Genomic DNA, 24,127 nt, shown 5'->3' on the forward strand with positions numbered 1-24,127 from the left:
CAGCTTACTGGAGTGGATCCGGAAGAGGCGGCTGAGCTGCTCCTGCGCGATCTACGCAGTTCGCGTCGCGGGCTGTCGACCGCGTAGGCGCAGCGGCGGTTGTTGCAATACGGCCGCAACGAGCTGCGACCGCGAGTCGCGCGGAGCTGGCCGGGCACGTTGGGCCGTCACTTCACCCATCCGCTTGCCCTGCTGCTGTGGGTTGCAGCAGCGTTGCTGCTGATCGTCGGCTCGCTGGTCGTCGCGGGCGCCGTCGTGCTGATCATCGTGCTGAACGCCGCTTTCGCCTTCGTCCAGGAGATCGAGGCCGAGCGAGCGGTGGAGGCACTGGCGGAGTACATCCCTCAGCGGGCAAAGGTCGTTCGTGACGGGTCCACCCGGGAGATCGATGCGGCCGAGCCGGTGCCGGGGCCGGACGGCGGTGACGATGCCGCCGAGCGCACCGGAGATCAACGTGATGTCGGAGCCCGGCCTGCCTGGACGGTGAGATCCCATGCGTCGGCCCGGACGCGGCCGACCAGGTGGCTGGTCGCGCCGCCGCACGCCCCGCTGATCCCGGCGGCTGATGCCACCGGCGACCCGGTCGTGCTGGCCGGAAACGTGGGGGGTGAGGCCACTTGGTGGACGTGGATGGAGACCGCCGGCCGGCGTTCGCCGGAGTAGGTCCGGTCGGTCGGAGGTCGCGGCCTCCGGGTTGCGCGGCCGGGGCGCACGAGATGTCTAGTGGCCCATCGCCGGCCTCGCCCCCACAGCGGGGATCGGCAGGTGCTCGCGGATGAGGAACCAACTGGCGGCCAGTACCCACAACGCCGTGAGCACGCCGAGCACGATCGCCGGGACCGGGCCGCCGGGCACCAAGGCGCCGCCCGTGTTGACGACCGTGAACGCGCCCAGGACGCCGACCACGGCCACGACAATGGCGAGCCAGGCCATCCACAGCGGGAATACGTGTGTGCGCATGATGGCGGCGGCCGAGGCCCCGAAGGGCACGGCCATCGCGATCCCGGTGATGGCATCCATCACGGTCAGCGCGGTGTACGGCCCCGCGGCGATGGCCAGCAGAGGCCGATGCGTGGTGATCGCGTAGGTCATCCCGGCGAACACGGATATGCCGATGAATCCGACGGCAGCCAGAACGACGTATCCCGCGAGGACCAGCGCCGGCGCGTCACTCGTCTCGTCCGCACGGCGGAAAGCGGTGGCCAGCGCCACGCCGAACCACAGGAACAGCGCCGTCGCGACGGCGTAGAGCAACGCCGCCGCCAGGACCTGGGCCCGGCGCTCCGCCAGGTATCCCGAGATCGTCATCGCGGAGTCCGTGATCTGCGGCGCGCTCCCCATCACCAGGCGCCCGATGATGGCGAACAGTATGGCGCCGACACCGGCCAGCCCGCCCCATCGCAGCTCATGGCTCTGTTTCATCATCACTCACCTCCTCTTCTCATGATTCGCCGGCCACCGCCGGCCTCGGCAGGGCCGAAGGTCCCAACTATGGACCGCATGGTGGGCATGAGTGACGAGGTGACCGACGAGGCCGCCATCTTGTTCGAGGGTGCCTTCTACGGGGCGCTTGGCGCAGCGGAAACGGCGCAACGGGCTGTCACTTCGGCTGTAACCAGATCGCCCTTTACGGGCTACCTGGGAGCGGCATTAGAGAGACATGGAAGCCTGGAGGACGGGCAATCCTGACCACGGGCAGGGGCCACCAAGGCGAGCGGCCGGCGATGAGCGGCCCTCCGCCGACGCATCGCCGGATTCGCCCTGCAGCCGCACGGGCCCGTTTGGAGCCGTGATCACTGGCTGGGAAAGGATTGGACGGGATGATGCTCGGGCTTGTAGCTTGCGATTGACCGTGACACCGCCCGAGGAGGTGAGACCCATGAACGCTGTATCGATGTGGGTGCTCCCCCTTCCCGTCACGGTCGGGCGATTGACGTAGGTGTCGCCGGGAGTGCCTCGCCAACAAGGCACTCCCGAAAGGCAACACCTATGCACTCTCAACAGTTCACCGCCGAGCCGTCGTCGAACGATATGGTCGAGCGTGACTCCACGGCGGGCGACGTCCCCGGAGCTCTCTCGTCGCCGGCCTCCGGCGCCGATCGCGCGCCCCTCATCTTCGATGTGATCATTGCCGGGTGCGGGCCGACCGGTGCGATGCTGGCCGCCGAACTGCGGCTGCACGATGTGCGGGTACTCGTTCTGGAGAAGGAAACCGAGCCCGCGTCGTTCGTCCGCATAGTCGGTCTGCATATTCGCAGTCTCGAGCTGATGGCGATGCGCGGACTGCTGGATCGCATTCTCCAGCACGGAAGACAGCGTCCGGCCGGCGGCTTCTTCGCCGCCATCCCCAAACCCGTGCCCAAGGGCCTGGATTCCGCGTACGCCTATCTGCTGGGCATCCCGCAGCCGGTCATCGTTCACCTGCTCGAAGAACATGCGATCGAGCTGGGTGCGCAGGTCCGGCGCGGTTGCGCGGTGGCCGGTTTCGAGCAGGACGACGAGGGTGTGACCGTCGAGCTGGCCGACGGGGAACAGCTGCGTTCGCGCTACCTCGTCGGCTGTGACGGCGGGCGCAGTACGGTGCGCAAACTTCTCGGCGTCGGCTTCCCCTGCGAGCCCTCACGGATCGAGACGCTGATGGGCGAGATGGAAGTGGGCGTGCCGCAGGAGGAGATCGCCGCCAGGGTGACCGAAATCCGCGAGACCCATCAGCGATTCTGGCTCCGGCCCTTCGGCGAAAAGGTCTATAGCGTCGTAGTCCCCGCCGCGGGAGTCAGCGATCGCGCGGAACCGCCCACCCTCGAGGATTTCAAGCAACAGTTGCGCACCATCGCCGGAACCGATTTCGGCGTGCACTCCCCGCGCTGGATGTCCCGCTTCGGGGACGCCACCCGGCTAGCCGAACGTTACCGGGTCGGGCGGGTGTTACTGGCCGGCGACGCGGCACACATCCATCCACCCATCGGCGGACAGGGCCTCAACCTGGGCGTTCAGGACGCATTCAACCTCGGCTGGAAACTGGCCGCACAGATCCGCGGCTGGGCGCCGGAAACACTGCTGGACACCTACCAGGCCGAACGTCATCCGGTCGCCGAGGACGTGCTGGACAACACCCGCGCCCAGACGGAACTGCTGTCCACCGAACCGGGCGCGCAGGCCGTACGCAGGCTGCTCACCGAACTGATGGACTTCGACGAGGTGAACCGCTATCTGATCGAGAAGATCACCGCGATCGGCATCCGCTACGACTTCGGCGAAGGCCCCGACCTGCTCGGCCGCCGCCTGCGCGACATCGACGTGAAACAGGGCCACCTCTACGGTCTGCTGCATCGCGGCCGCGGCCTGCTGCTGGACCGCACCGAACGCCTGACCGCCGGCGGCTGGTCAGACCGGGTCGATCACCTCGCGGATCCCACTGCGGTACTGGATGTTCCGTGCGTCCTGCTACGCCCCGACGGCCACGTCGCCTGGATCGGCGACGATCAGCAGGACCTGGACGACCACCTCTCCCGCTGGTTCGGCAAGCCCGCCAACTGATTTCGCCTGAGCAGTGGTCATCCCGCACATACGTGGCGAGATGGCGAGCAGATCTGCGGCGCTGTCGGCCAGGAGTTGGAAGTGGTCGGCGTTCTCGTCGGACATCCACCGCCCGCTGGCATGGCGGAAAATGGCCGTGCCAGCGTCGGTAGCCTGCCCGTCACGTCTCTGCCGGGTGATCCGTTCAGCCTCCCGTCATCGGACAGTTTCGCGTACGGGTCTATCGAGACGCGGTTTCCGCAGGTCGCGGCTCCAGTCAATCGATGACCTCGGTGTCAGGTGACGCGATACCTGGCCACGTGCCAGCCAAAGTGGCCAGAGAGTTGGTCAGGGTCAGGTGAAGTGGCCAAAGCAGTCCCCTCTCACGCGACCTGGCGCGTGTCCTGCGTTCTGATCGCTTCGAGCGGATGGGCTTGATCTACATGTCAAGCTCGCTGCACGAAGTTTGATTCATCGGCAGAGGTCGTCAAGGGTCTCCTACGATATTTACTAGTAGAGATCGATATGCTCTTTGACCAGCATATTAAGGCGTTCGCGCGGACAGTCGGCGGTGCAGGATATTTGTATGCCGTAGTATCTGCCACATGACACGAGCGTGCCGGGCAGCCCAGCGCCTGCTGTTGCTCGTGCTTCTCGTTACGGGCGTCGCGGCAATGCACACGGTGGGTCACCTAGACAGGCATCTCCCCTCTCCGAGCCATGGGGTCCACCTCGCGAACGCTGTAGAAATGTCCCCCAGCGTCGGCGCCGAGTCAGGACACGCCCCAAGCGAACCCGCCACGTCGGCTTGGATGTGCCTGGCCGTCCTGGGCCTGGGCCTGGTCTGGCTGCTGCAGCTCCGCTCCGTCGCCGTCTTCGACTTCCTGACCGCCGTCGGCTCGCGTGTGCGCCTCTGGCCGCAACTGCTGCGCGGGCCGCCGCTGCCTCTGCTCACGCGCTTGGTCGTCCTCCGGATCTAGAGCGATTTCCGGGCCTACCGGTCCGGGTTCGCAGTCATCCCTGAGCACGACCTATCAAGCGAGGCATCAATCATGGACATGGATCGACGTACCCTGCTCAAGGCCGGCGTCGGCTTGCTCGGCGGAGCGGCGCTCACCGCGTGCGGTGGGAAAGCGTCGCCCACCTTCGTCAGCCCGAGCGGCGCCGAAGTACGTGCGGTAGAGCAGGCTCGGCGGCCCGGCGCGGTACGCGACTTCCGGCTGGCCGCAGCGGAAAGCCAGGTGGACCTCGGTGGCCCGGTGGTCCGTACGTGGGCTTACGACGGTCGGATCCCCGGCACCCCCATCCGCGTCGCGTTGGGGGAGAGGGTACGGGCAACGGTCACCAACCGGTTGCCCGTCGACACCTCCATCCACTGGCATGGACTGGCGCTGCGCAATGACGCCGACGGTGTGCCGGGCGTCACCCAGCAGCCGATCAAGCCGGGATCGGAATTCGTCTACGAGTTCACCGCGTCCCATCCCGGGACGTACTGGTTCCACCCGCACTCCGGAACTCAGCTGGACCGGGGGCTGTACGCGCCGCTCATCGTCGACGATCCGCTCGAGCGGCTGAACTACGACGAGGAATGGGTCGTGGTTCTGGACGACTGGCTCGACGGCGTCACGGGAACCCCTGACGAGGTGCTCGCCGAGCTCTCACGCGGCATGGGCATGGACCACGCAGGCATGGGCAAGCACATGCTGATGGGGGCCACGAGTCCCTTGCTGGGCGGCGATGCGGGCGACGTGCGGTATCCGCATTTCCTCGTCAACGGGCGCATTCCTTCCCAGCCGGAAACGTTTCGCGCCAAGCCGGGTACTCGCCTGCGCATCCGCCTCATCAACGCCGCCGGCGACACCGCCTTCCGCGTGGCTCTCGCTGAGCACCGGCTGACGGTCACCCACACCGACGGCTTCCCCGTACAGGCCGTCGAATCCGACGCGCTGTTGATCGGTATGGGAGAGCGTTACGACGTGCTGGTCACGCTGAAGGACGGAGTCTTTCCCCTGGTTGCCCTGGCCGAAGGGAAGAAGGCGGTGGCCCGAGGCCTGATCCGCACCAGCGGGCGGACGGCCGCTCCCGGCCCTGGCCTGCGGCCACGGGAACTGGATGGCGAGGTCGTCGGTTACGACCAACTCGTGCCCCGGGAGGCGCTACGACTCGAAGCCAAGCGACCGGATCGCACCATCAAACTCGAGCTCTCCGGCAGCATGATGGCCTACGACTGGGCCATCAACGGCAAGAAGTACGATCCCGCCACCATTTACCCGGTGCAGTCCGGCGAGAGGGTGCGGCTGTCCTTCGTCAACCGCACGATGATGTGGCATCCCATGCATCTGCACGGCCACACCTTCGCCCTGCCGGGCGGCGCCCGTAAGGACACTGCAATCGTGCTGCCCAACGACACGCTGGAGGTCGACTTCAACGCCGACAATCCAGGCATCTGGATGATCCACTGCCACAACATCTATCACGCCGAGTCGGGAATGATGACGCTGCTCGGCTATCAGCAGCCCTGACAGGCCGGCCCGTCATGGGACGCGTCCGCCGTCCATCCCGGCGGCGGGCGCGCTCATGTTCGGTAGTACGCCAGGAACATGTCGATCCCCTGGACGATCAGGTGTTCGGCCAGATCGGGGTCCAGTTGCATGCCGTATGAGCTGTAGATGAGATGTGGGTAGAGGGTCAGCGCGTACAGCTGCATGACGGCGACCTCCACGTCGGGCACGTGCATTTCTCCGCGCTCGGACAGGCGGGTGAACAGGTCGGCCAGCACGGGGAAGAACCGGCCGGGCCCGCGTTCCTGCCAGGCCTGGCCGAGCTCAGGAAAGCGGCGAACCTCTCCGGCGACCAGGTTTCGCAGGGCGAGCACCTGAGGTTTTGACATCCCGGTGGCCGCCGGTTTCTCCGCGCCCTGCTCGACAGCGCGCCCATCAGCCCAGCCGATCGAGAGAAGATCGCACACGGCAACGCCGAACGCCTGCTCGGACTGGGATCCATGTGAACGCTGAGACCGAATCGAGGAGGGGTCTAGTGCCTGGCAATACGTACGTAAAGGCGCGGTTGTCGGTGAACGGCCACCGTCACGAACTGGAGCTCGACACCCGTGTCAGCCTGCTCGACTGTCTACGCGAGCACCTCGGCCTGACCGGCACCAAGAAGGGCTGCGACCAGGGCGCCTGCGGTGCCTGCACGGTGTTGTTGGACGGTGAGCGGGTCAACTCCTGCCTCGTGCTCGCCGTGCAGTGCGAGGACGCGGAGATCACGACCATCGAGGGGCTCGCCGAGGCGGGCCGGGCGATGCGGGAGGCGTTCGTGCGTCACGACGCCTTGCAGTGCGGTTACTGCACGCCGGGCCAGATCTGCTCCGCCGTGGCCATGCTCGCCGAGTACGAGGCCGGAGTGCCGAGTGCCGTGGGCGCGCCAGGCCTTACGGACGCCGAGATCAGGGAGCGGTTGGCCGGGAACCTGTGCCGGTGCGGCGCGTACAACGGGATCCTCGCGGCCGTGAGAGAGGTCAGCCGGTGAAGCCCTTCTCATACGTCACCGCCACCGACCTGTCATCGGCGACCGGCGTGGCCACCGCTGAGTCCAAGAAGCTGCAGTCCGAGGGCAAGGTCGTGGCCATGGCGGCCGACGCGCTCCGGCTGTCGCGCCGCACGCTGTCGACGATCAAGGGCAACCTGTTCTGGGCGTTCGCCTACAACATGGCCGCCCTGCCGCTGGCGGCGCTCGGCCTGCTCAACCCGATGATCGCCGGAGCGGCGATGGCGTTCTCCAGCGTGTTCGTGGTGAGCAACAGCCTGCGGCTCCGCCGCTTCAAGTAAGAAACCCGTCCCGGACGTGGCCGGAGGCGATCACCGCCTTCGGCCACATTGCATGCACTTATCAGGAGATCTACGAACTTGCATAGTTCATGTCGTTAGCCCTCCCACGCCTCGGGTAGCTCGGGTTCGTTCATCGGCCGTCGAGGAAATGAGGACCGACATGACCCTGCAAGTAGCCGAGATGCTTTCCACGTACCCCAAGGATCTAGGCCGCGTCGATCAGGCGCGCCTCACAAGCTGTATCGAAGCCTGCCTGCGCTGCGCCCAGGCCTGTACGGCCTGCGCGGACGCTTGCCTCAGTGAGGACATGGTCGCCGAGCTGACCAAGTGCGTTCGCACTGACCTCGACTGCGCCGACATCTGCGACACCACAGCTCGAGTCCTCTCCCGCCACACCGGATACGACGCCAACATGACGCGGGCCATCCTGGAAGCCTGCGCGCAGGCATGCAAGGCCTGCGGTGACGAGTGCGCGCAGCACACCCAGCATCGGCACTGCGCCGTCTGCGCCGAGGCATGCCGCGCCTGCGAACGCGCCTGCCGCGACCTCTTGGGCGCGCTTGGCTGAACGACTCGCCTAGCCTGGGCAGCGCTTTTCGAGAACGGTCAGATTCTTGAGCTCATGGCGCTGCGTCGGCTCGCCCAGGACATGAGCGATACGCGCCAGCTTCTCCGCAGGGAGAGCGTTCTTCCTGGCGATCGGCGAGCGGCCGGTGGCACTGTGCCAGGCGATGAGCACCCTGCCACGTGGCCGGGTCACCCGGCACAGCTCGTGGACGCCTGCCTCCAGATCCGGCCACATCGCCACGTTGTTCACCGATACCACGACGTCGAAGCTGCGGTCGGGACAGCCCGTGTCCGCTGCGGTGCCGAGCCGCAGGTCAACGTCGCGCCCACGGTTGTGCCGGGCCGCCTGGCGCAGCATGTCGGGCGACGGGTCGATGCCACAGACTGACTCGGCCTCGAGGTGCCGCAGCAGGCCGCCCGGCCCGCAGCCGACTTCTAGCACGCTGTCCTGCTTCCCGATGAGCGCCACGAGTTCGCTCGGATCGTTGAGCCACAGCATGAGCCGCCCCGCCAAACGTCCGAGTACTCCTTGCGGAAGGGCGAACGGAGAGCGGATCGGCTCGTCGTACGCCCAGGACTGGATCTCCTTGGTGGCCATGTCTCCAGGTTCGCGGTTCAAGTCGCATGATGACGCTCCTTAGTCGTGAAGCCCAGGGTGTACGGGTAGGGGGTATGCAGGGAAAGCGGCGGGTCAATGCACCGCCGTACTGTCGCGGGGGCTTGACAAGAATCTGCATAATGGCGCTGTGACTATGGCGCGTAGTAGCGGGCTGTATCGGAACATGCTTCTGCTCGCGGGATTCGTGGTCGTCACGTTGGTCGCCGGAGTGCTGGTCCTCGTTGATTTCGACCAACCGACCGAGGCACGCCCACGTCGTACGCCAGTTCATCGGGAGCCGCCCGTTGCCGCGACATCGGCCCCTCCGCAAGTGGGCGCCCTGGAGCGGCTACGAGAGCCGCACCTGCTCGTGGTCGCGGCCCGATCATTGCCTACGTCGATCGTCGAGCGAGTTCGACAGCAGAAGGGCGTGAGTTCCGTCGAGATCGTCGATGCGGCGCAGGCGATGTTCGGTGGTCGCCGAGTAGGGATCATAGGGGTGAACCCCTCCACGTTTCGGGCCTACACGCCTGAGCCGACCGCGATCTCAGATGGCCTCTGGCAACGCGTGGCAGCCGGGGAGGCGGCCGTCTCGTTCGGTCTCGGCACAGATGGAGGCCTCACGCTAGGGAGCAGGGTGAACAGTCAGGGGCGAGTCATACGCGTCGGGGCGCACGCCACCATGGGGCTGGACGCCGTGGATGCTGTCGTGTCGCAGAGCATGGCCCGAACACTTGGCCTTCCCCACGACAATGCGCTTCTGATCAATGCCCCCAAAGCAGATTCGACCCAGATACGGGACGCGCTGCGGAAGGTGCTGCCTCAAGGCGCCCAAATGGTTGTGCTCAAGCCCACCTTCACGTCGTCCCGCCGTCAGCCTGTTCCGACCAGCCGGATCAGCGTGGCCCTGGCTGCGGCCGGCAGCAAACTGGGCGCGCCGTACGTCTGGGGTGCTGAGGGGCCCGACGCCTTCGACTGCTCAGGCTTGATCCAGTGGGCCTTCGGGCAGGCGGGAGTGCGGCTGCCCCGCGTGACGCACCAGCAGTTCGCCAGCGGACCCAAGGTTCCCTTCTCCCAGATGCGCCCAGGCGACCTGATCTTCTGGCGGCTCGACCCCACCAACCCCGGCTACATCTCGCATGCCGCGATCTACTGGGGAGACGGGAAGATGATCCAGGCGCCGCGGACTGGGGACGTCGTCAAAATCGTTTCTGTCCACACGCGCAATCTCGCTGGTGTGGTGAGGGTGAGCAACTGATCGCAAGTGGTGGCCCTTGGCGTGCGTAAGCGGCGGGTCACGGTCAAGCCGGCGCTCGGTGGCCCACTGCAGGCCGCTCACATCGAGAACTGCTGTGCTGCGATCCTTGGTATCCCCGGTCGTCATGGTCTCCTCCATGCCCGCCGGGTGGCGTGCTCGCAGGAAGCCTCTATCTACCATCATTCATAGTAGTCATCGGCTTCTGAGGTGCCGTATGCCGCGCTCGAAGAGCCCGGCTCAGACTCGTACGTGTGGCGAGGGGTACAGAGAGATCCGCTCGGCGACCATGGACTGGAAATGGGGACAACTGGTGAAGTCCTCGTGATCGCAGTCCAGCGCGCAGTCGATCAGCTCGAGCGAGGCCTGAAGCTCGGCGATGTGCCGGGCGAGCTCCTCCCGCCGACGAAGCAGCACGGCGCGCCGTTCCGCCGTATCCGACGTGGCCATCATCTCCCGGATCTCTTCCAGGCTGAACCCGGCTTCCTTGGCGCGCAGGATCACGGCGACCCGATAGAGGTCGTCAGGCCCGTAGCGGCGCCGCTCGCCTCCGATGCGGGCCGGAGCGAGCAGACCCATCGTCTCCCAGTGCCGCAGTACGTGCGTGGCCAGCCCGAACAGTTCCGCGATCTCACCGATGCTCATGGTCGCGTTTGACTTCATGTCGACATTAAGTCGCATGCTGGCTCACATGTCCAAAAACAATGACTCCATGGAATCCCTCATCCGGATGCTCGATGTCGCCGACGCGTTGCCCGGCGCCGTCGCATTGCGCGCGCGGTCGTACGACCTGCTCACCCTTCCCGACGGCGCGGCCGTGGTGGACGTCGGCTGCGGCGCTGGGCGTGCGGTCGACGAGCTCGTTGAGCGCGGGATGCGAGCTATCGGCGTGGACGTCAGCGAGAAGATGATCGCGGTGGCCCGCCACCGCTGGCCGCAGACCGACTTCAGGATCGGCGACGCCTTCGATCTGCCGCTCGAGGACGGGGAGGTCGCCGGGTATCGGGCCGACAAGGTCTACCACGAGCTCGCCGACGCGGCCAAGGCGCTGGAGGAGGCCAAGCGGGTGCTCGCTCCAGGCGGGCGCATCGTGCTCATCGGGCAGGACTGGGACACCTTCATCATCGACTCCGACGACCCCGCGCTCACCCGGACCATCGTGCACGCCCGCGCCGACATGACCCCGAATCCACGTGCGGCCCGCCGCTACCGCAACCTGCTGCTCGACGCGGGCTTCGAGGACGTCCACGTGGAGGCACACGTCGGCGTTTTCACTGACGCCGCCATGCTGCCCATGCTAACCGGCATCGCGGAGGGCGCTCGCGCCGCCGGCGCCATCACCCCCGGACAGGAAGCAGCTTGGGTGACCGAGCAGACAGATCGAGCCGAGTCGGGACGCATGTTCCTGGCGCTGCCCATCTTCGTGGCCTTCGCATCAAGGGAATAGCGCACACCCACGTGGCGGTTTGCCCCGGCATGAACAGGCACGGGTACGGCGGTGGCGCGGCATGGCTGCGCTGGACCGTGCCCTGCGAGCCCACGGGAATCCGATCCAACCCCGTCAGCTGAGAGTACGGGGACCCTTCGTCCTTCCGTGGGGCATGTCATGTCGCTGTTCGTTCAAGCCTTCGTCACGCTGCTCGTCATCTTCGACCCGCTGGCGGCCATCCCGATCTTCCTCACGCTCACCAGGAGCCAGGACACGGTGGCGCGCCGCCGTACCGCCAGGATTTCCGTGCTGGTCGCGGCCGGCATCGTCGCCGTGTTCGCGGTGCTCGGCAACGGGCTGCTCGACGCCCTGGGCATCTCGTTGCAGGCGCTGCAGGTCGCCGGCGGGGTGCTGCTCGCGCTCATCGCACTCGATCTGCTCAAGGCCGATTGCGCACGTAACCGTCCAACTCGTCGGCCGGCTCGACGTGAGCGGAGCCACCGGAGCCGACCGCCCTGGCCATATCAGGCGGTGCAGTATTTGGCGCGTGGTTCAGCGCTGGCGCCGTGGTCCTGATAGTTCTCCGTCGTCGGTTGTGGTGCGAAGGAGACACCATGCGGACGCCTGACGACGACGGCCGCGCTCGATCTGACCGCGCTCGCCGCACACGCCGACCGCATCGTTCCCGCAGCCGGTCGCGCATCCCGAGGTTATCCGTGCTATCAGGCGGCGGTGGAACTGGCCAGACCCTGGCCAGGGATGTGGTCGAGCTGCCTGGCGGCCATATCGGCTTCATCACCGAGGCGCCCCGATTCGCAGCAGAGCTGGCCCGGCTCCTCGCAGGCACAATGTCCTGAATGTTTGTCTCTATTGCGAGGCGGCTGGCTCCTGGCGGAACTGTCCCGTTCGGCTAAGCGTAAAGAGGACTGCCGCGCAAGCCCAGCCTAGGCTCAGCAGCGTCCACCAGGGCAGGGCGGGCAGTGTGAGTGACCGGGCGGCGTCGAGCGCGGCGCCGATGGCCAGGTTTCCCGCCGCGATGCCCAGACCGGAGATGGTGTTGTAGCAGCCGTAGTAGGTCCCGACCAGGTGATCGCCGCCGAACCGGGCGACCGTGGCCATTTCGAACGGGTAGAGGATCATCGTGCCCAGTGTCAGCAGGAGCGCGGTCAGCAACACGGCGGCCAGCGTGGCGGCTGGCGGGAGCGGTACGACCAGCGGGAGAAAGCTCGCGCCCATCAGCCATAGGCCACGTCCCATCGCTTGTTCAGGCTCCCATCGCTCTTTCACCCACTGCGTGAGCCGCACTTGCCCGAACGCCGCCAGACCGCCGGAGAGTGCGAAGAGCAGGGCGACTCCTAGTTCGCCCCCTGCGGCGCGGCGGGCCTCGATGGGCAGGCTCAGGTAGATCTGGAAGTTGAGCACGTACGAGCCGGTCATCACGACGGCGAACAGCAGGAACGGGCGGTTGCCCGCAACCTCGCGCCAGACTTTGAGCAGGCGGGCCCGCGGGTTCCCCGGTCGTGCGGGCAACGCCTTGGCCTGGGCGGCGGCCAGCAGCCCGAACAGTCCCGCGGCCACCAGGCACGTCATCTGGAAGGCCGCGGCCTGCAGCAGCAGGCCGATGATCGGGCCGATGAGAATGCCGCACTGGTAGAAGACGTTGAACACGGCGAAGGCCTCGACCTTGCGCTCGCCCGCCTCCTGCGCGAGGTAGGCGCGCGCGGCCGGGTTGAACAGCGCGCCCGCCAGCCCGGTGAGCGCGGACGCGACGATCAACGCGGGCACCGTCTGTACCAACCCGAGCAGGCCGAAGCCCGCCGTCCGCAGCACCAGCCCGGCAAGGATCATCGGCTTGTAGCCGACTCTGTCGGCGAGGCTGCCGCCCAGCAGGAACATGCCCTGCTGGCTGAGGTTGCGTACGCCGAGGACGAGCCCCGCCACCCAGACCGCCAGCCCGAGGTCGTCGGTGAGGTAGGTGGCGAGGTAGGGCATCAGCATGTAGAAGCCGATGTTGATGGTGAGCTGGTTGACCAGCAGCAGCCGGACAGGCCGGTTGAACGAGCGCACCTGCGCGAGCGTCCCTCTCATAGGATCGCCTCAGCCGGCGCGGTGACCGTGGTGCAGCGAGTCCAGCTTCGCGCCTCCGCCTCTGCCGGATAGGCGAGCACAGCCGGGTGCGGCGGTGGTTCCCGGTCGAGGAGATCGTGGCGGGCGCAGTAGGCGTCGTTGTAGACGGTGTCGAAGTAGCGATGCGGTCCGTCAGGGAAGACGGCGGCGATCCTGGTGTCGGGGTGTTGGGTCCTGGCGAGCCAGGAGGCGACCAGCGCGACGGCGCCGACGCTCCAGCCGCCGGTGGCGTAACGGCCGGCCGCGAGGCGGCGGCAGGCCCACACCGCCTCGGCGGGCGCCACCCAATGGACCTCGCTGAAATACTCGTAGCGGACGTTGCGCGGGTAGATGCTGCTGCCCAGGCCGCGCATCAGGCGGGGACGGGCGGGCTGGCCGAAGATCGTCGAGCCGATCGTGTCCACGCCGACCAGTCGCAGGCCGGGGCTGAGCCGGCGGAGCGTCCGGTAGATGCCCGCGCTGTGCCCGCCGGTGCCGACGCTGCACACCAGCACGTCGATGCGGCCGAGCTGGTCGGACAGTTCGTGTGCGAGCTGGTCGTAGGCGCTGACATTGTCGGGGTTGTGGTACTGGTCCGGGCAGTACGAGCCGGGATGCTCCTCCAGAAGGGCGCGCACGCGTTCCCGCCTGGCCGCCTGCCACCCGCCGACAGGCAGCGGGTCGATCACCATCTCGACGCAGGCACCGTACGCGCTCAGCAGCCGGTGCATGATCGGCTCCATGCCCGGGTCGCTGACCAGGATGACCGGGTGCCCGTAGGCGATCCCGGCCAGAGCAAGCCCCAGGCCGAGCGTGCCGCTGGTGGACTCGATGATCGGTGCTCCGGGGCGGAGCTCCCCGCGGCAGCGGGCCTGGCCGATCATGTGCAGGGCCGGGCGGTCCTTGATGCCGCCGGGGTTGTGGCCTTCGAGCTTGGCCCAGAAGCCGCGCCCGTGCTCACCCCACAGCTCAGGGATCCACAGCACGGGCGTCCCGCCGACGAGGGCGGCAAGAGAAGAGCGGCCGGCCCACATGCGGGCAGGCTGACGCCGATAGACGGTGTTCATGGTGATGGGTCCTCGCCACAGTCGCAGATGTCTGGATGTACGGCAGGCGCGGCCGAACCGGCGCACGCCGGGCACGGCTATACCCGTGACACGCAGACGACTGTGAGCAAGGCAGCCCCGGAACGCGGCGCACCGCCCGTCGGCGCCGAGACCGCGCTTTGATCCGTGCTCTGCAGTGCGGCGATGGTGAGCTTCGCGGCGGGAAGCAGAGCTATCGCTGGAGCAGGCGGGGTGGTGGGGTCCTCGCATGAGGCGGCGTGGTGGTCGTCGTGCCCTCCGTGATCAAGCGGCGCCTCGGTCCCATGGGATGTGTGCTGATGATGGCCGCCATGGGCGTGCGGTCCGAAACCACACAGCAGGAGATGGAACGTGGCGGTGATCGCGACCATCATGAGCAACGCGCTGCGCGCGCGGCCGCTCTGGAGCATGACGACGATCACGTACAGCAGCCTATCTAGCGCTCCGTATACGTAGGGCTGGCGCTAAGTAATCACTTTTTGCAGGTGAGACGGGGTTCGGGGTCGTAGACGGTGTGGAAGCGCTGCTTGCGCACGACCTTCCCGTTCTGCTGGAAGATGCGCCACACGTCGATGGCGAAGCCTTCCGCGCCGTCCATGGGGATGCACTCGGCGCCGGAGTCGGTGAGGGTGGGGACGGGCTTGACGTTGTACCGCTCGGAGCTCTGCGATTCGATGTCGTAACGCTTGGTGCTCCAGAACTGCACGGTGACAGACGTGGCCGTGTACGAGCCCTTGATCAGCACCCCGTAGGGCGAGTCATTGCGCCAGCGGAAGTCCGGCTGGGGATAGGACACCGTGGACTCCCTCCCGGCGGGATAGCGGGTGATGTAGTACTGGTGCGCCCGGTGCTGGACGTCCTGGAAGCCGCCGAAGAAGACCGCGTTGAACATCGTGGTGGCGAACTGCGACACACCTCCGCCGACGTCGTTGACGAACCGGTTGTTGAGAATCATGGGTGCCTCGACGAAACCACGCGCCTTGTCGCGCTTGCCGACGACGCCGTTGAGCGAGAACGTCTCTCCGGGCTGCACGACGTAACCGTTCACGATGTCGGCGATGCGGTGGATGTTGGTCACGCGAGGGGCGCAACACGGGTATTGCGTGGTGAAGGAGCTGACCTTCTCTTTCACGCCGAGCTTCTTCGCCTCGGCCGTGGTCACCCTGGGCTGCCGCTCGGTGGCAGGTAGATCGACGCGGCGGCTGCCTGCCGTCACGGCCTTGGAGATCGCCGGGCCGAGTGTTTTGATGTCGACGCCATGGCCGGCTTGGGAGGGGACGACCTGCGGCCTATTGTTGACGATCTTGAAGGAGGCGTCTTTCGGCGGAGTGATCAGCAGTGCCTTGGCCACGCCTGCGGAGATCTTGGAAGCATCGTAGGACGCTCGCAGACTTCCCTGCCCGTCGGAGACGAACCGGAGGCCGGCGGCCAGCTGCTCCCGGGACACGGTGGTCTTCTTGCCACCGCTGGCCAGCCTGAGCGGCGCTGCGATCGCCGTGCGCGCGGTGCTCGTGAGGATGCGGCGGACCTCATCGGCGGTGATGCTCGGGGCCGTCACCTGGACATCCAGCTCGACGGAGGTGCGAGCGGCCGCGAAGGCCGCCCTCACGACCTGCGCCGCGCCGTCGCGGTCCAGCGTGCGCCCGGGCTTCGGCAGTGCCGCTCGAGGTTCCAGCCCCTGGTAGCGGATGCTGCCCTCAACCGGTTTGGCATCCACGCTCTTGGCCAGGGCGGCGATCTCGGCGGCCAGGCGCTGCTCGTCCACAGTGATCGTGGGCGCGATCTGGCGACTGCCGAAGAGGGAACGGACGATGCCTGCCGGAGTGCCGGCACCCGCCATCGCTGCCTCGACCGTCGCTCGGGCATCGAAGCCCAGCCCAAGCTTCGCGGGCGTAGCCTGTCTCCGCTCGCCTGCCGCGATCATCGTCAACGACTGTTCCACCCGCTTCTTCAGCTCCGCTTCGAGGCGGGAGCGGGCAGCCTCCGGCGACAGGCCGCCGATGTCCACGCCGCCCACCTGCGTGCTGGGCGGAACCTTCCCGGCCAGCGCGATCGCGGACACGGCATAGGTCAGCGCCGCCAGGAGCACGATGGCGGCCGGAATGAGCAGGCGCCGCGAACGCAGCACGCTGACGGCGCCGCGAGACGGAGCATGCCGACGGTTAAGCTGCCGGACGCTCATGAGGCCGCGGGACGGAACACGACGGTGAAGTCGGCACCGCCGTTCCGTGACTCGTAAACGGTGCCGTCCTCCATTGCGGCCAGCAGCTGGTTGCTGTCGACGGCGGCGAACGCGGTGGCCTGACCTGGCAGGGCGCCGCCCGCCTGCCAAGTGCGCCCCTCATCCCGGCTGGTGTGCACCCGTCCTCCGGCATCCGGGCCCACCAGCACACCCCTTGCCGGAGATTCGATATGGCTGAGCAGCTGCGCGTCCATGACCCTGGTGAAGCTCGTGCCGCCGTCCGTGCTTACTCGCAGGCCGCTCCGGGTGGTGGCGTAGAGGCGGCCCGGCTCGGCGGCGTTCGCGGCCAGGTCGATAACGTCCTCCTCGGCACCCGGTGTCCAGGACCGGCCCTCATCGGTGCTCGACCTTACCCGCCGTGACTGACTGTCGTACGCATAAAGCTTGACCCCTGCGGGCTGCAGGGCGTGGAAATCGGCAGCGCCACCCTCGGACACGGTGCTCCACGTGCGTCCGGCATCTGTGCTGCGGATGAGGCCAAGGTGCGGGCTGGCCGCCTGCGGGTCGCCCGGATGGCCACTGGCCAGGAAAGTCCCGGGCCCGACCACTGTGAAGCCCATATGGTCCTGGATGCGCCCCGCCACCCGCTCGGCGGTCTCTAGCGACTTGAGTTTGAACAGGCCGTAATGGCCCGCCAGATAGAGGGCTCCGTCGGCCGGATCGACCCCCAGCCCGTGGATGTGGCCGATTCCTGGATCATCGGCGTTGGGCGCTGGGGGAGGCTGTGATTGCCCGCATGCCGACGCGGCAAAAGCCAGGATGGCCAGGGCCGCGGCTGCGGCACGAAGCCGTGGATCGCGCATGATGCAGATACTACTAGTTCATGTAGTAGTGTGGTTTTGCATCGATATGTGAGCCATCCCGCATGTCCCCGCATGTCCCCGCAGGTGGCTCGCCGGTGAGTGACGGCAGTGCCGGACGAGCGTGCCCCAACCGGGATCGTAGACCTGTGGCCGCCGGCTTGAACCGTACGCGCGCCCCTCACGTCATAGGGGTATGCGGTGCAGGTCGCTCGCGCTGATTCTCGCCGTCGTGCTGGTGAGCGCTGGTGAGCGCGGCGTGCGGTCAGAGCAGCACTCCTAAGGATTCCGGATCACCCATCGCAGTAAACCACCCAAGCGACAACCATCCTGTCGCAGTGTGGCGGCTGGAGGGTGGTTTCCTGTCGCCCGGCTTGCTCACGATCCGGCCGCCGCGCGTCGTCGTCTACGGAGACGGGCAGGTGATCGGTTGGGACATGGCTGTATCGATGACGCATCAGGCAAGTAGCACAGTTGGGCTCGGGACAGTGTTGGTGGCCGGCATAGCTTCACTGTTCGCCACCTATTGGGACGATGCCTGGCACACGGACATAGGGCGAGACGACGCCCTCATCCCTCCGCACCTGCTGCTCTACGGGGCGGTCGCGGTGGCTGGGCTGGCGGTGGCCGTCTGGGGCGCCGCCGTTGTCTGGAGGGCCCGATCGCTCGCAGGCGTTCTCCGCGACCCTGGCTTGAGCACCGCCGCCACAGGTGGCGCGGTAACTCTTGGGGCGGGGGTCGCCGACGCGTGGTGGCACGAGATGTTCGGGCGGGACTCGGTGCTGTGGAGCCCGCCGCATATCCTCGCGGTTTTCGGCACGGTCGCGCTCATCGTTGGCGTTCTCGCAGGCTTGGGAAAGAACGCGCCTCCCGGGCTGCGCTCGGTGGCCGGAGCCCTGTTGCTCGGTAGTGCCCTCATCGCGGTGCTGGAGTTCGAGACCGACGTGCCCCAGTTCAGTGAGAGCTTCTACCTGCCCGTGCTGCTCATCAGCGCACTTTTCTCGATGGCCGTGATCCAGCAGCTCGCGCTGGGTCCCTGGCCGATGGTGCGCGTGGTGGCGATCTACGTGGTGGTCCGGCTGCTCATCGCCGGGTTGCTGGTGGTGCTGGGGCGCTCCGCGCCGGATGTGCCGCTGGCCGTCGCCGGGCTTGTTGTCGCCGATCTGAGGTGGCGCAGCAAGAGCCTCGCATACGCCGCAGGGGCGGCAGGCGTGTCGGTGACGAGCGTACTGTCCAGCGTGCTGGGGGTTGCCAGTGTTCCTGTCGTCAGCGTGTTGCCCGTGGCCCTCACGGTGGTTGCGGTCTTCTTGGTGGTCTTGGCGGCTGGCTCGTTCCGCCGCGCCGCGGCCGCGATCGCCGTGGCCGCCGCGCTCGTGCCGATGGGGAGCCAGGACCGGGCGGAAGCTCACGACCCCGGCCAAGGAGAGATCGTCGCACAGGCGAAGCTCACGGGGGCCTCTGATGGGCACGGCACGCTCACATTGGCCGGCATCCTTCCAGTCGACTGCTCGGCGGCACGGACGTGCAGGATCCTGGCTCGGCGGGCGGGCGAGACCCGTACCGGGGCGGTGACCACGAGCGGCGGACAGGTGCTCGGCATGGTGAAGGTTCCGCCGACCGGGCGGTGGTTCACCTACCTCGAGGTCAAGGTCAAGCAGGGGATGGCTGAGACGTGGCTGCCGCTCGACGCCGGCGTGCCTCAGAGGACCTCGCAGCGCCGGGAGCTGTACCTGCCTGCCGGACGTGCGGGTGGAGAGGGGTTCGGGCCTGCGGAGGTCGTCAGCGGAGTGGTCTTGTACGCGATCGGGCTGGCCGTCCTCATGCTGGCCCTCGTGCAGACGCGGCGAATTGGCAGGTCGATAGCCTAGGCATCGTGACCATGATCGAACCCTCCCTGGTTGACGCCACTGCCGCCGCCGTGTCCCGATGGGGTCTGGCAGGCCTCACCCTGGAGCGCGTCGCCGATGAGGCCGGGATCTCCCGGACGACGTTGCACCGCAGGGGTGTCAGTCGCGACGACCTGGTGGGCGCTCTCGCCGCGCGAGCCGCGGATGAGTTCCGCGCCGCGCTGTGGCCCGCGCTCACCAGCCCGGGCAATGCGGTCGAGCGGCTGCGCGCCATGCTGGAGGCCATGTTCCAGGTGGCCGATCAGCACCTGGAACTGCTGGCCGGCATGTATGTCGCCCACGGGGAGATGTTCCACGAGCCCGGCCCCGAGGCCATGGTCGTCGACGTCTTCGCCAGTCCGTTCGACCGGGTGCTCAGGGATGGCGCGCTGGATGGATCCCTACGCCAGGTGCCTCCCACGATCACCGCCACGGTCCTGTTCAACACCGCTGGATGGGGATATGTGCATCTGCGGGCGAGCCACAAATGGCCGCAGGACCGCGCCAGGGACGCCGTCATCGGCCTCGTCGTCACCGGGCTTCTTCCACCCGGCCCGGACATGTAGGCATCGAACTTCGATATGCGACGAGACTCTCGTGACGCTGACCTTGCCGGATGCTACCTGTCTTGACGATGCCGGGATCCCATTGATCGCCGTGGTGCGACAATCCGCTCGCCGATCTGCCTGTTGGTCAGCCCCTTGCCGATCAGGTCGAGGATGTGCCCTTCCCTCTCCGACCACGCTGCAGGCCTTTCTGGCTGCTTGATCGCGCAGGCGTTGAAGCGTGGCGGCGGTGGTCTGCGAGTCGAGGGCAACTGTCCCGCGGCCACCGTCCGGACCGCGCCGACGGCGTTGAGGGAGGAAGAAGGTAAAGAATTTCGGACTGAAAACCCTTGCCTGGTAAGGGATGTTGGCGAGTTTTACCCGAGATGTCTCGGTCCTGTCTTGCACTCCTCTATGGGGATTACTTACCTTTTGGGGGTACTTGAGGCGCGCGACTAGAACCCTTTACGGGTGCGCGTCTCTCATTGCCGAGACCGTGCTCTACCTGCGCTGGCAGCATGCCCGCAGGGCAGGGTGCGGCCGCCGAATCCGCGAAGAGAGCGGAACCGGGGACCCAATTTCTTGGGGTGAATCGGAACACCCGCGAGGCAGTTCCGTAGGGCACTTCCAGGCCCGAATCCGTCAGCTAACCCGGTAGGCGGCATGGAAGCAAGGAGCAGCAAACCCCAGCATGACCAAGACCGTACTTTCGCGCGCTCTCCAGCCGATGAACATCGCGGTCGCAGCCGCTGTCACCGCAGGCGCGTTCATCACTGGCACCCCCGCCTTCGCCGCCGATCACCAGAACGACCGTGCGCATGCCGCCGAGGCCGCCCAGCAGAAGCCCGGCCAGGTCGCGGCGGACGCGGTCATCAAGATCGCGGAATCCCAGGTGGGCGTGACCGAGAACGCCGCAGGAGGCGGGACGCCGTTCCACCAGTGGTACATGTCCTCGCCTCGTGCGCAGGAGACCGTGGCACGCGACGGCGGAAGCATCCAGGCATATGTGAACGCTCCATGGTGTGCGATGTTCGTCTCCTGGGTCGGCGAGAAGGCCGGCGCCCGGCCTACCGTCGGCTGGGACGCCTACACCATCACCTGGGCCAAGTGGTTCCAGAAGAATGGCCGGTGGGGGACCGCCGCCAAGCCCGGCGCCGTCGTCTACTTCTCCTGGGACGACAAGACCGTCGACAGCATTGACCACATGGGCCTGGTCAAGAAGGACAACGGAGACGGCACGATCACCACGGTCGAGGGCAACACCGGCAACGGCAAGGTGGAGGAGCGGATCCGGCCCACGTCGCAGGTCGTGGGCTACGGCTACCCGCAGTACAAGGCCTGACAGGCTTAATTCCGGGGCGGGACCGACGAAGGTCCCGCCCTGACCTGTCCCTTGAAACAGCACCGTAAGTGCTCCTCCGGGGACATTCAGGCGTGCGGTGTGGTGTCGGTCGGAAGACCCCCACGGCGAAGCTCGCCGCGATGCTCGGCCTTCCTGCGCCCGCCGGCGCGGAGGCCGCCGGGGCGACGTCAGGAGATGACCATGCTCAATCGTCGCCATGACCACTTCGATGCGAGTGCGACAGCGGTCCCTGCGCGGTGAAGGCGTCACGGCAGTGGGTGGAGCAGAACCAGTAGGTGGTGCCGTCGCGTTCCAGTGAGGCGGCGGCGGTGGCGGGGTCGACCTGCATGCCGCAGACCGGATCGGCGGTCTCCGCCGGTTCGGCGCCTGTCTCGACGGTGACGGGCAGTTCGGCCGGGGGTTCCGCTGTGGGCCGGAGAGATGGCGGGGTGAAGCGGCGCAGTCGGTTGGCGTTGCCGACGACCGACAGCGAGGACAGTGCCATCGCGGCAGCGGCGATGATGGGGGAGAGCCGGATGCCGAGGAACGGGTACAGGATGCCGGCGGCGACGGGGATGCCGACCGCGTTGTAGACGAAGGCCAGGAACAGGTTCTGGCGGATGTTGCGCATGGTGGCGCGGGAGAGCCGCACCGCGGTGACGATTCCGGCGAGCGCGCCAGAGATCAGCGTGATGTCGGAGGCCTCGATCGCCACGTCCGTGCCGGTGCCGATGGCGAAGCCGACGTCAGCCTGGGCCAGGGCAGGCGCATCGTTGATGCCGTCGCCGGCCATGCCGACGCGACGGCCCTCGCCTTGGAGCCGGGCGATCTCGGCGGCCTTGTGCTGGGGCAGCACCTCTGCAAGCACGCGAGTGATGCCGACCTGGCGGGCGATCGCCTCGGCGGTGCGCCGGTTGTCGCCAGTGATCATCACGACCTGCAGGCCGAGCTGCTGGAGCGCGGCGACGGCGTCGAGGGAGTCGTCCTTGACGGTGTCGGCCACGCCGAGGACCCCGGCGGGCTCTCCGTCAGCGGCCACCATGATCGGGGTACGGCCTGCCACGGCGAGCCGATCGGCGGCCGGCTCGAGGCTCCCGGCGGGCACGCCGGCGTCGGCCAGCAGGCGTCGGCCGCCGACCAGCACATGACGCGCCTCGACGGCGGCGGAGAGGCCCTTGCCGGTGACCGAGTCGAAGTCCGAAGGGTCTGTCAAGGGCAGGCCGCGTTCGGTTGCGCCGGTGACGACGGCTTGGCCGAGCGGGTGCTCGGAGGAGCGTTCGGCAGAGGCGGCGAGACGCAGGAGGTCATCGGCGGTCCAGGAGGCGGTCGGCTCGACGTCGGTGAGCGCCGGGCGGCCGCGGGTTATGGTGCCCGTCTTGTCCAGGACGATCGTGCCCAGCTTGTGCGCGGTCTCCAGGGCGGCGGCGTCGCGGATCAGGATGCCGGCCTGGGCGCCCTTGCCGGTGCCCACCATGATGGACAGCGGGGTGGCCAGGCCGAGAGCGCACGGGCAGGCGATGATGAGGACCGAGACCGCCGCCACGAGGGCGAGCGTGAATGCGGGGGAGGGGCCGGCGACGTACCACACCGCGAATGTGACCACGGCGATGGCCATCACCGCCGGGACGAAGTAGCCCGACACCAGGTCGGCCAGCCGCTGGATGGGCGCCCTGGACGCCTGCGCCGCCCGGACGAGGTGGATGATCTGGGCCAGGACGGTTTGGGCGCCGACCTTCTCGGCGCGGAAGGTGAACGCGCCGGTCTGGTTGACGGTCGCGCCCACCACCTGGTCGCCGGGCTCTTTCTCCACCGGGATCGACTCGCCGGTGACCATGGACTCGTCCAACGTGGAACGGCCGTCGACGACCACGCCGTCCACCGGCACCTTCTCGCCCGGCCGGACGATCACCAGGTCGCCGGGCAGCACCTCGGCGATGGGAATCTCACGCTCCGCGTCGTCCCGGCGTACCCGGGCGGTTCTGGGCTGCAGGCCGATCAGCTTGCGGATCGCCTCCCCGGTGCCGGCCTTGGCGCGCGATTCGAGGAGTCGGCCGAGCAGGATCAGGGTCAGGATGACGCCGACGGCCTCGTAGTACACGTCCCGCAGCTCAGCCGGTAGCAGCCCCGGGGCAGCGGTGACCAGCAGGCTGTAGCCGTAGGCGGCGCTCGTGCCGATTGTGATGAGGCTGTTCATCTCCGCGGCCCGGTGGCGCAGGCTCAGCCAGCCCACCCGGTGGATCGGCCAGCCCGCGTAGAACATCACCGGCGTGATCAGCGCGAGCTGAACCCAGCGGTCGAGCAGCAGGCTGGGCACCCAGGTAGCGCCGAAGAACTCGTGCGCCATCACCGCCAGCGCCACCGGCGCGGTCAGCACCGCCCCGATCAGCACCCGCCACGAAAGGTCCCTGATCTCCGCCTGCCGATCCGCGGCCTCAGTGTCGTCTTCGGCGAGGCCGGCCTCTTCCCGGTCGGCTGCGTTCTCGGGACGCTCCTTCGTCGGCGTCTCGCCGCGCTGGAGCTGTCCGTTCGGGCCCGGTTCGACGATGAGGCGACCGCGCACCATGTTCATGCCACATGCGAAGCCGTACTCGCCGGCCTCAGCCGGGATCAGCTCGACCGCGGTGCGCTGGAAGGCTGGTAGCGCCTGGTCGACTCCGAAGTCCGGGAACACCACGTGAGAGGTGCACTCGCCGCCCTCGCGCCGGTCGAAGACCAGACGGAGCGGCATGCCCTGGCGGGCGCGGATGAGATCTGGCGAATACCCGCCCTTGACGGTGACCTCGACCTCTTGCACCCCGTCACGGAGGTCGGCGAGGCGGCTCTTTCTCGGGCCGAAGAAGTACCAGGCGAGGAAGGCGATCAGCCCCGCGGAGACGACGATGACGACCCAGTCGGTTTCAATCACGAGACTTCGCTTCCCCTCGAG

22 protein-coding genes, 1 pseudogene and 1 riboswitch are annotated in these 24,127 nt (G+C 67.5%); of the genes and pseudogenes, 14 read left to right on the plus strand and 9 right to left on the minus strand.

The window, feature by feature from the left end:
* The first annotated feature begins 99 nt into the window (after positions 1–99).
* Positions 100–663, plus strand: a complete 564-nt coding sequence (locus tag ABN273_RS37265; RefSeq protein WP_349453831.1) for a cation-transporting P-type ATPase — start codon at positions 100–102, stop codon at positions 661–663.
* 57 nt (positions 664–720) lie between these two features.
* Here the strand turns inward: ABN273_RS37265 and ABN273_RS37270 are convergent, their stop codons facing one another.
* Entirely contained in the window at positions 721–1,425 is a 705-nt protein-coding gene (locus ABN273_RS37270; protein ID WP_349453832.1) for a hypothetical protein, read from the minus strand.
* 687 nt (positions 1,426–2,112) lie between these two features.
* Between ABN273_RS37270 and rox the strand changes: the two genes are divergently transcribed.
* From rox to ABN273_RS37285, 3 genes are all read left to right on the plus strand, one after another.
* Positions 2,113–3,537, plus strand: a complete 1,425-nt coding sequence (gene rox, locus ABN273_RS37275; protein ID WP_349453864.1) for a rifampin monooxygenase — start codon at positions 2,113–2,115, stop codon at positions 3,535–3,537.
* 728 nt (positions 3,538–4,265) lie between these two features.
* Entirely contained in the window at positions 4,266–4,496 is a 231-nt protein-coding gene (locus ABN273_RS37280; protein ID WP_349453833.1) for a hypothetical protein, read from the plus strand.
* A 114-nt stretch (positions 4,497–4,610) separates the two neighbouring features.
* Positions 4,611–6,038: a multicopper oxidase family protein gene (locus ABN273_RS37285; protein WP_349453834.1), complete on the plus strand. Its 1,428-nt coding sequence runs from the start codon at positions 4,611–4,613 to the stop codon at positions 6,036–6,038.
* Positions 6,039–6,091: 53 nt separating this feature from the next.
* Here the strand turns inward: ABN273_RS37285 and ABN273_RS37290 are convergent, their stop codons facing one another.
* Complete coding sequence (locus tag ABN273_RS37290; RefSeq protein WP_349453835.1) at positions 6,092–6,484, minus strand: TetR/AcrR family transcriptional regulator C-terminal domain-containing protein; 393 nt, start codon at positions 6,482–6,484, stop codon at positions 6,092–6,094.
* Between the two features lie 68 nt (positions 6,485–6,552).
* Here ABN273_RS37290 and ABN273_RS37295 point away from each other — a divergent pair, with 68 nt between their 5' ends.
* The 3 genes and pseudogenes from ABN273_RS37295 (at position 6,553) to ABN273_RS37305 (ending at position 7,914) form a co-directional block, all read left to right on the plus strand.
* A complete protein-coding gene (locus tag ABN273_RS37295; RefSeq protein ID WP_349453836.1) occupies positions 6,553–7,047 on the plus strand; it encodes a (2Fe-2S)-binding protein in 495 nt (164 codons plus the stop codon).
* 98 nt (positions 7,048–7,145) lie between these two features.
* A pseudogene (locus ABN273_RS37300) lies at positions 7,146–7,346 on the plus strand (hypothetical protein); the annotation flags it as partial.
* A gap of 166 nt (positions 7,347–7,512) precedes the next feature.
* Positions 7,513–7,914 carry a four-helix bundle copper-binding protein gene (locus tag ABN273_RS37305; protein WP_425567252.1) on the plus strand — a complete coding sequence of 134 codons (402 nt, stop codon included), beginning with the start codon at positions 7,513–7,515 and terminating at the stop codon, positions 7,912–7,914.
* Between the two features lie 9 nt (positions 7,915–7,923).
* Here ABN273_RS37305 and ABN273_RS37310 read toward each other — a convergent pair whose 3' ends face one another.
* A complete protein-coding gene (locus tag ABN273_RS37310; protein ID WP_349453837.1) occupies positions 7,924–8,532 on the minus strand; it encodes a class I SAM-dependent methyltransferase in 609 nt (202 codons plus the stop codon).
* Positions 8,533–8,695: 163 nt separating this feature from the next.
* On the opposite strand from ABN273_RS37310, the gene ABN273_RS37315 reads away from it, so the two are divergent.
* The gene (locus tag ABN273_RS37315; protein ID WP_349453838.1) at positions 8,696–9,769 is read left to right on the plus strand and encodes a C40 family peptidase; all 1,074 of its coding nucleotides are present in this window, start codon (positions 8,696–8,698) and stop codon (positions 9,767–9,769) included.
* Positions 9,770–10,006: 237 nt separating this feature from the next.
* Here ABN273_RS37315 and ABN273_RS37320 read toward each other — a convergent pair whose 3' ends face one another.
* The gene (locus ABN273_RS37320; RefSeq protein ID WP_349453839.1) at positions 10,007–10,429 is read right to left on the minus strand and encodes a MerR family transcriptional regulator; all 423 of its coding nucleotides are present in this window, start codon (positions 10,427–10,429) and stop codon (positions 10,007–10,009) included.
* Between the two features lie 28 nt (positions 10,430–10,457).
* Here ABN273_RS37320 and ABN273_RS37325 point away from each other — a divergent pair, with 28 nt between their 5' ends.
* Positions 10,458–11,213: a methyltransferase domain-containing protein gene (locus tag ABN273_RS37325; RefSeq protein ID WP_349453840.1), complete on the plus strand. Its 756-nt coding sequence runs from the start codon at positions 10,458–10,460 to the stop codon at positions 11,211–11,213.
* 159 nt (positions 11,214–11,372) lie between these two features.
* Positions 11,373–11,771: a MarC family protein gene (locus tag ABN273_RS37330; protein WP_349453841.1), complete on the plus strand. Its 399-nt coding sequence runs from the start codon at positions 11,373–11,375 to the stop codon at positions 11,769–11,771.
* Between the two features lie 291 nt (positions 11,772–12,062).
* On the opposite strand, the gene ABN273_RS37335 is transcribed toward ABN273_RS37330, so the two are convergent.
* Both ABN273_RS37335 and ABN273_RS37340 read right to left on the minus strand, forming a co-directional pair.
* Positions 12,063–13,283, minus strand: a complete 1,221-nt coding sequence (locus tag ABN273_RS37335) for an MFS transporter (protein ID WP_349453842.1) — start codon at positions 13,281–13,283, stop codon at positions 12,063–12,065.
* Positions 13,280–14,368: a PLP-dependent cysteine synthase family protein gene (locus ABN273_RS37340; RefSeq protein WP_349453843.1), complete on the minus strand. Its 1,089-nt coding sequence runs from the start codon at positions 14,366–14,368 to the stop codon at positions 13,280–13,282. The genes ABN273_RS37335 and ABN273_RS37340 overlap by 4 nt, the downstream gene beginning before the upstream one ends.
* Positions 14,369–14,625: 257 nt before the next feature.
* On the opposite strand from ABN273_RS37340, the gene ABN273_RS37345 reads away from it, so the two are divergent.
* On the plus strand, positions 14,626–14,826 hold the full coding sequence (locus ABN273_RS37345) for a hypothetical protein (protein WP_349453845.1): 201 nt from the start codon (positions 14,626–14,628) through the stop codon (positions 14,824–14,826).
* Positions 14,827–14,858: 32 nt separating this feature from the next.
* Here the strand turns inward: ABN273_RS37345 and ABN273_RS37350 are convergent, their stop codons facing one another.
* Positions 14,859–16,514 carry a VanW family protein gene (locus ABN273_RS37350; protein WP_349453846.1) on the minus strand — a complete coding sequence of 552 codons (1,656 nt, stop codon included), beginning with the start codon at positions 16,512–16,514 and terminating at the stop codon, positions 14,859–14,861.
* A gap of 50 nt (positions 16,515–16,564) precedes the next feature.
* A complete protein-coding gene (locus ABN273_RS37355; RefSeq protein ID WP_349453847.1) occupies positions 16,565–17,431 on the minus strand; it encodes a F510_1955 family glycosylhydrolase in 867 nt (288 codons plus the stop codon).
* Between the two features lie 491 nt (positions 17,432–17,922).
* Here ABN273_RS37355 and ABN273_RS37360 point away from each other — a divergent pair, with 491 nt between their 5' ends.
* The 3 genes from ABN273_RS37360 to ABN273_RS37370 all read left to right on the plus strand — a co-directional run bounded on the left by ABN273_RS37360 (position 17,923) and on the right by ABN273_RS37370 (position 21,201).
* Positions 17,923–19,296, plus strand: coding sequence for a carbohydrate-binding protein (locus tag ABN273_RS37360; protein WP_349453848.1), 1,374 nt, complete (start codon positions 17,923–17,925; stop codon positions 19,294–19,296).
* Positions 19,297–19,307: 11 nt separating this feature from the next.
* Positions 19,308–19,880 carry a TetR/AcrR family transcriptional regulator gene (locus tag ABN273_RS37365; RefSeq protein ID WP_349453865.1) on the plus strand — a complete coding sequence of 191 codons (573 nt, stop codon included), beginning with the start codon at positions 19,308–19,310 and terminating at the stop codon, positions 19,878–19,880.
* 510 nt (positions 19,881–20,390) lie between these two features.
* Positions 20,391–20,535, plus strand: a riboswitch (cyclic di-AMP (ydaO/yuaA leader).
* A gap of 15 nt (positions 20,536–20,550) precedes the next feature.
* The gene (locus ABN273_RS37370; protein ID WP_349453849.1) at positions 20,551–21,201 is read left to right on the plus strand and encodes a CHAP domain-containing protein; all 651 of its coding nucleotides are present in this window, start codon (positions 20,551–20,553) and stop codon (positions 21,199–21,201) included.
* Between the two features lie 205 nt (positions 21,202–21,406).
* Here ABN273_RS37370 and ABN273_RS37375 read toward each other — a convergent pair whose 3' ends face one another.
* Positions 21,407–24,106, minus strand: a complete 2,700-nt coding sequence (locus ABN273_RS37375; RefSeq protein ID WP_349453850.1) for a heavy metal translocating P-type ATPase — start codon at positions 24,104–24,106, stop codon at positions 21,407–21,409.
* Positions 24,107–24,127: the final 21 nt, after the last annotated feature.

It is taken from the genome of Nonomuraea sp. B19D2, from assembly GCF_040137845.1.
In the GTDB taxonomy this organism is placed as follows: domain Bacteria; phylum Actinomycetota; class Actinomycetes; order Streptosporangiales; family Streptosporangiaceae; genus Nonomuraea.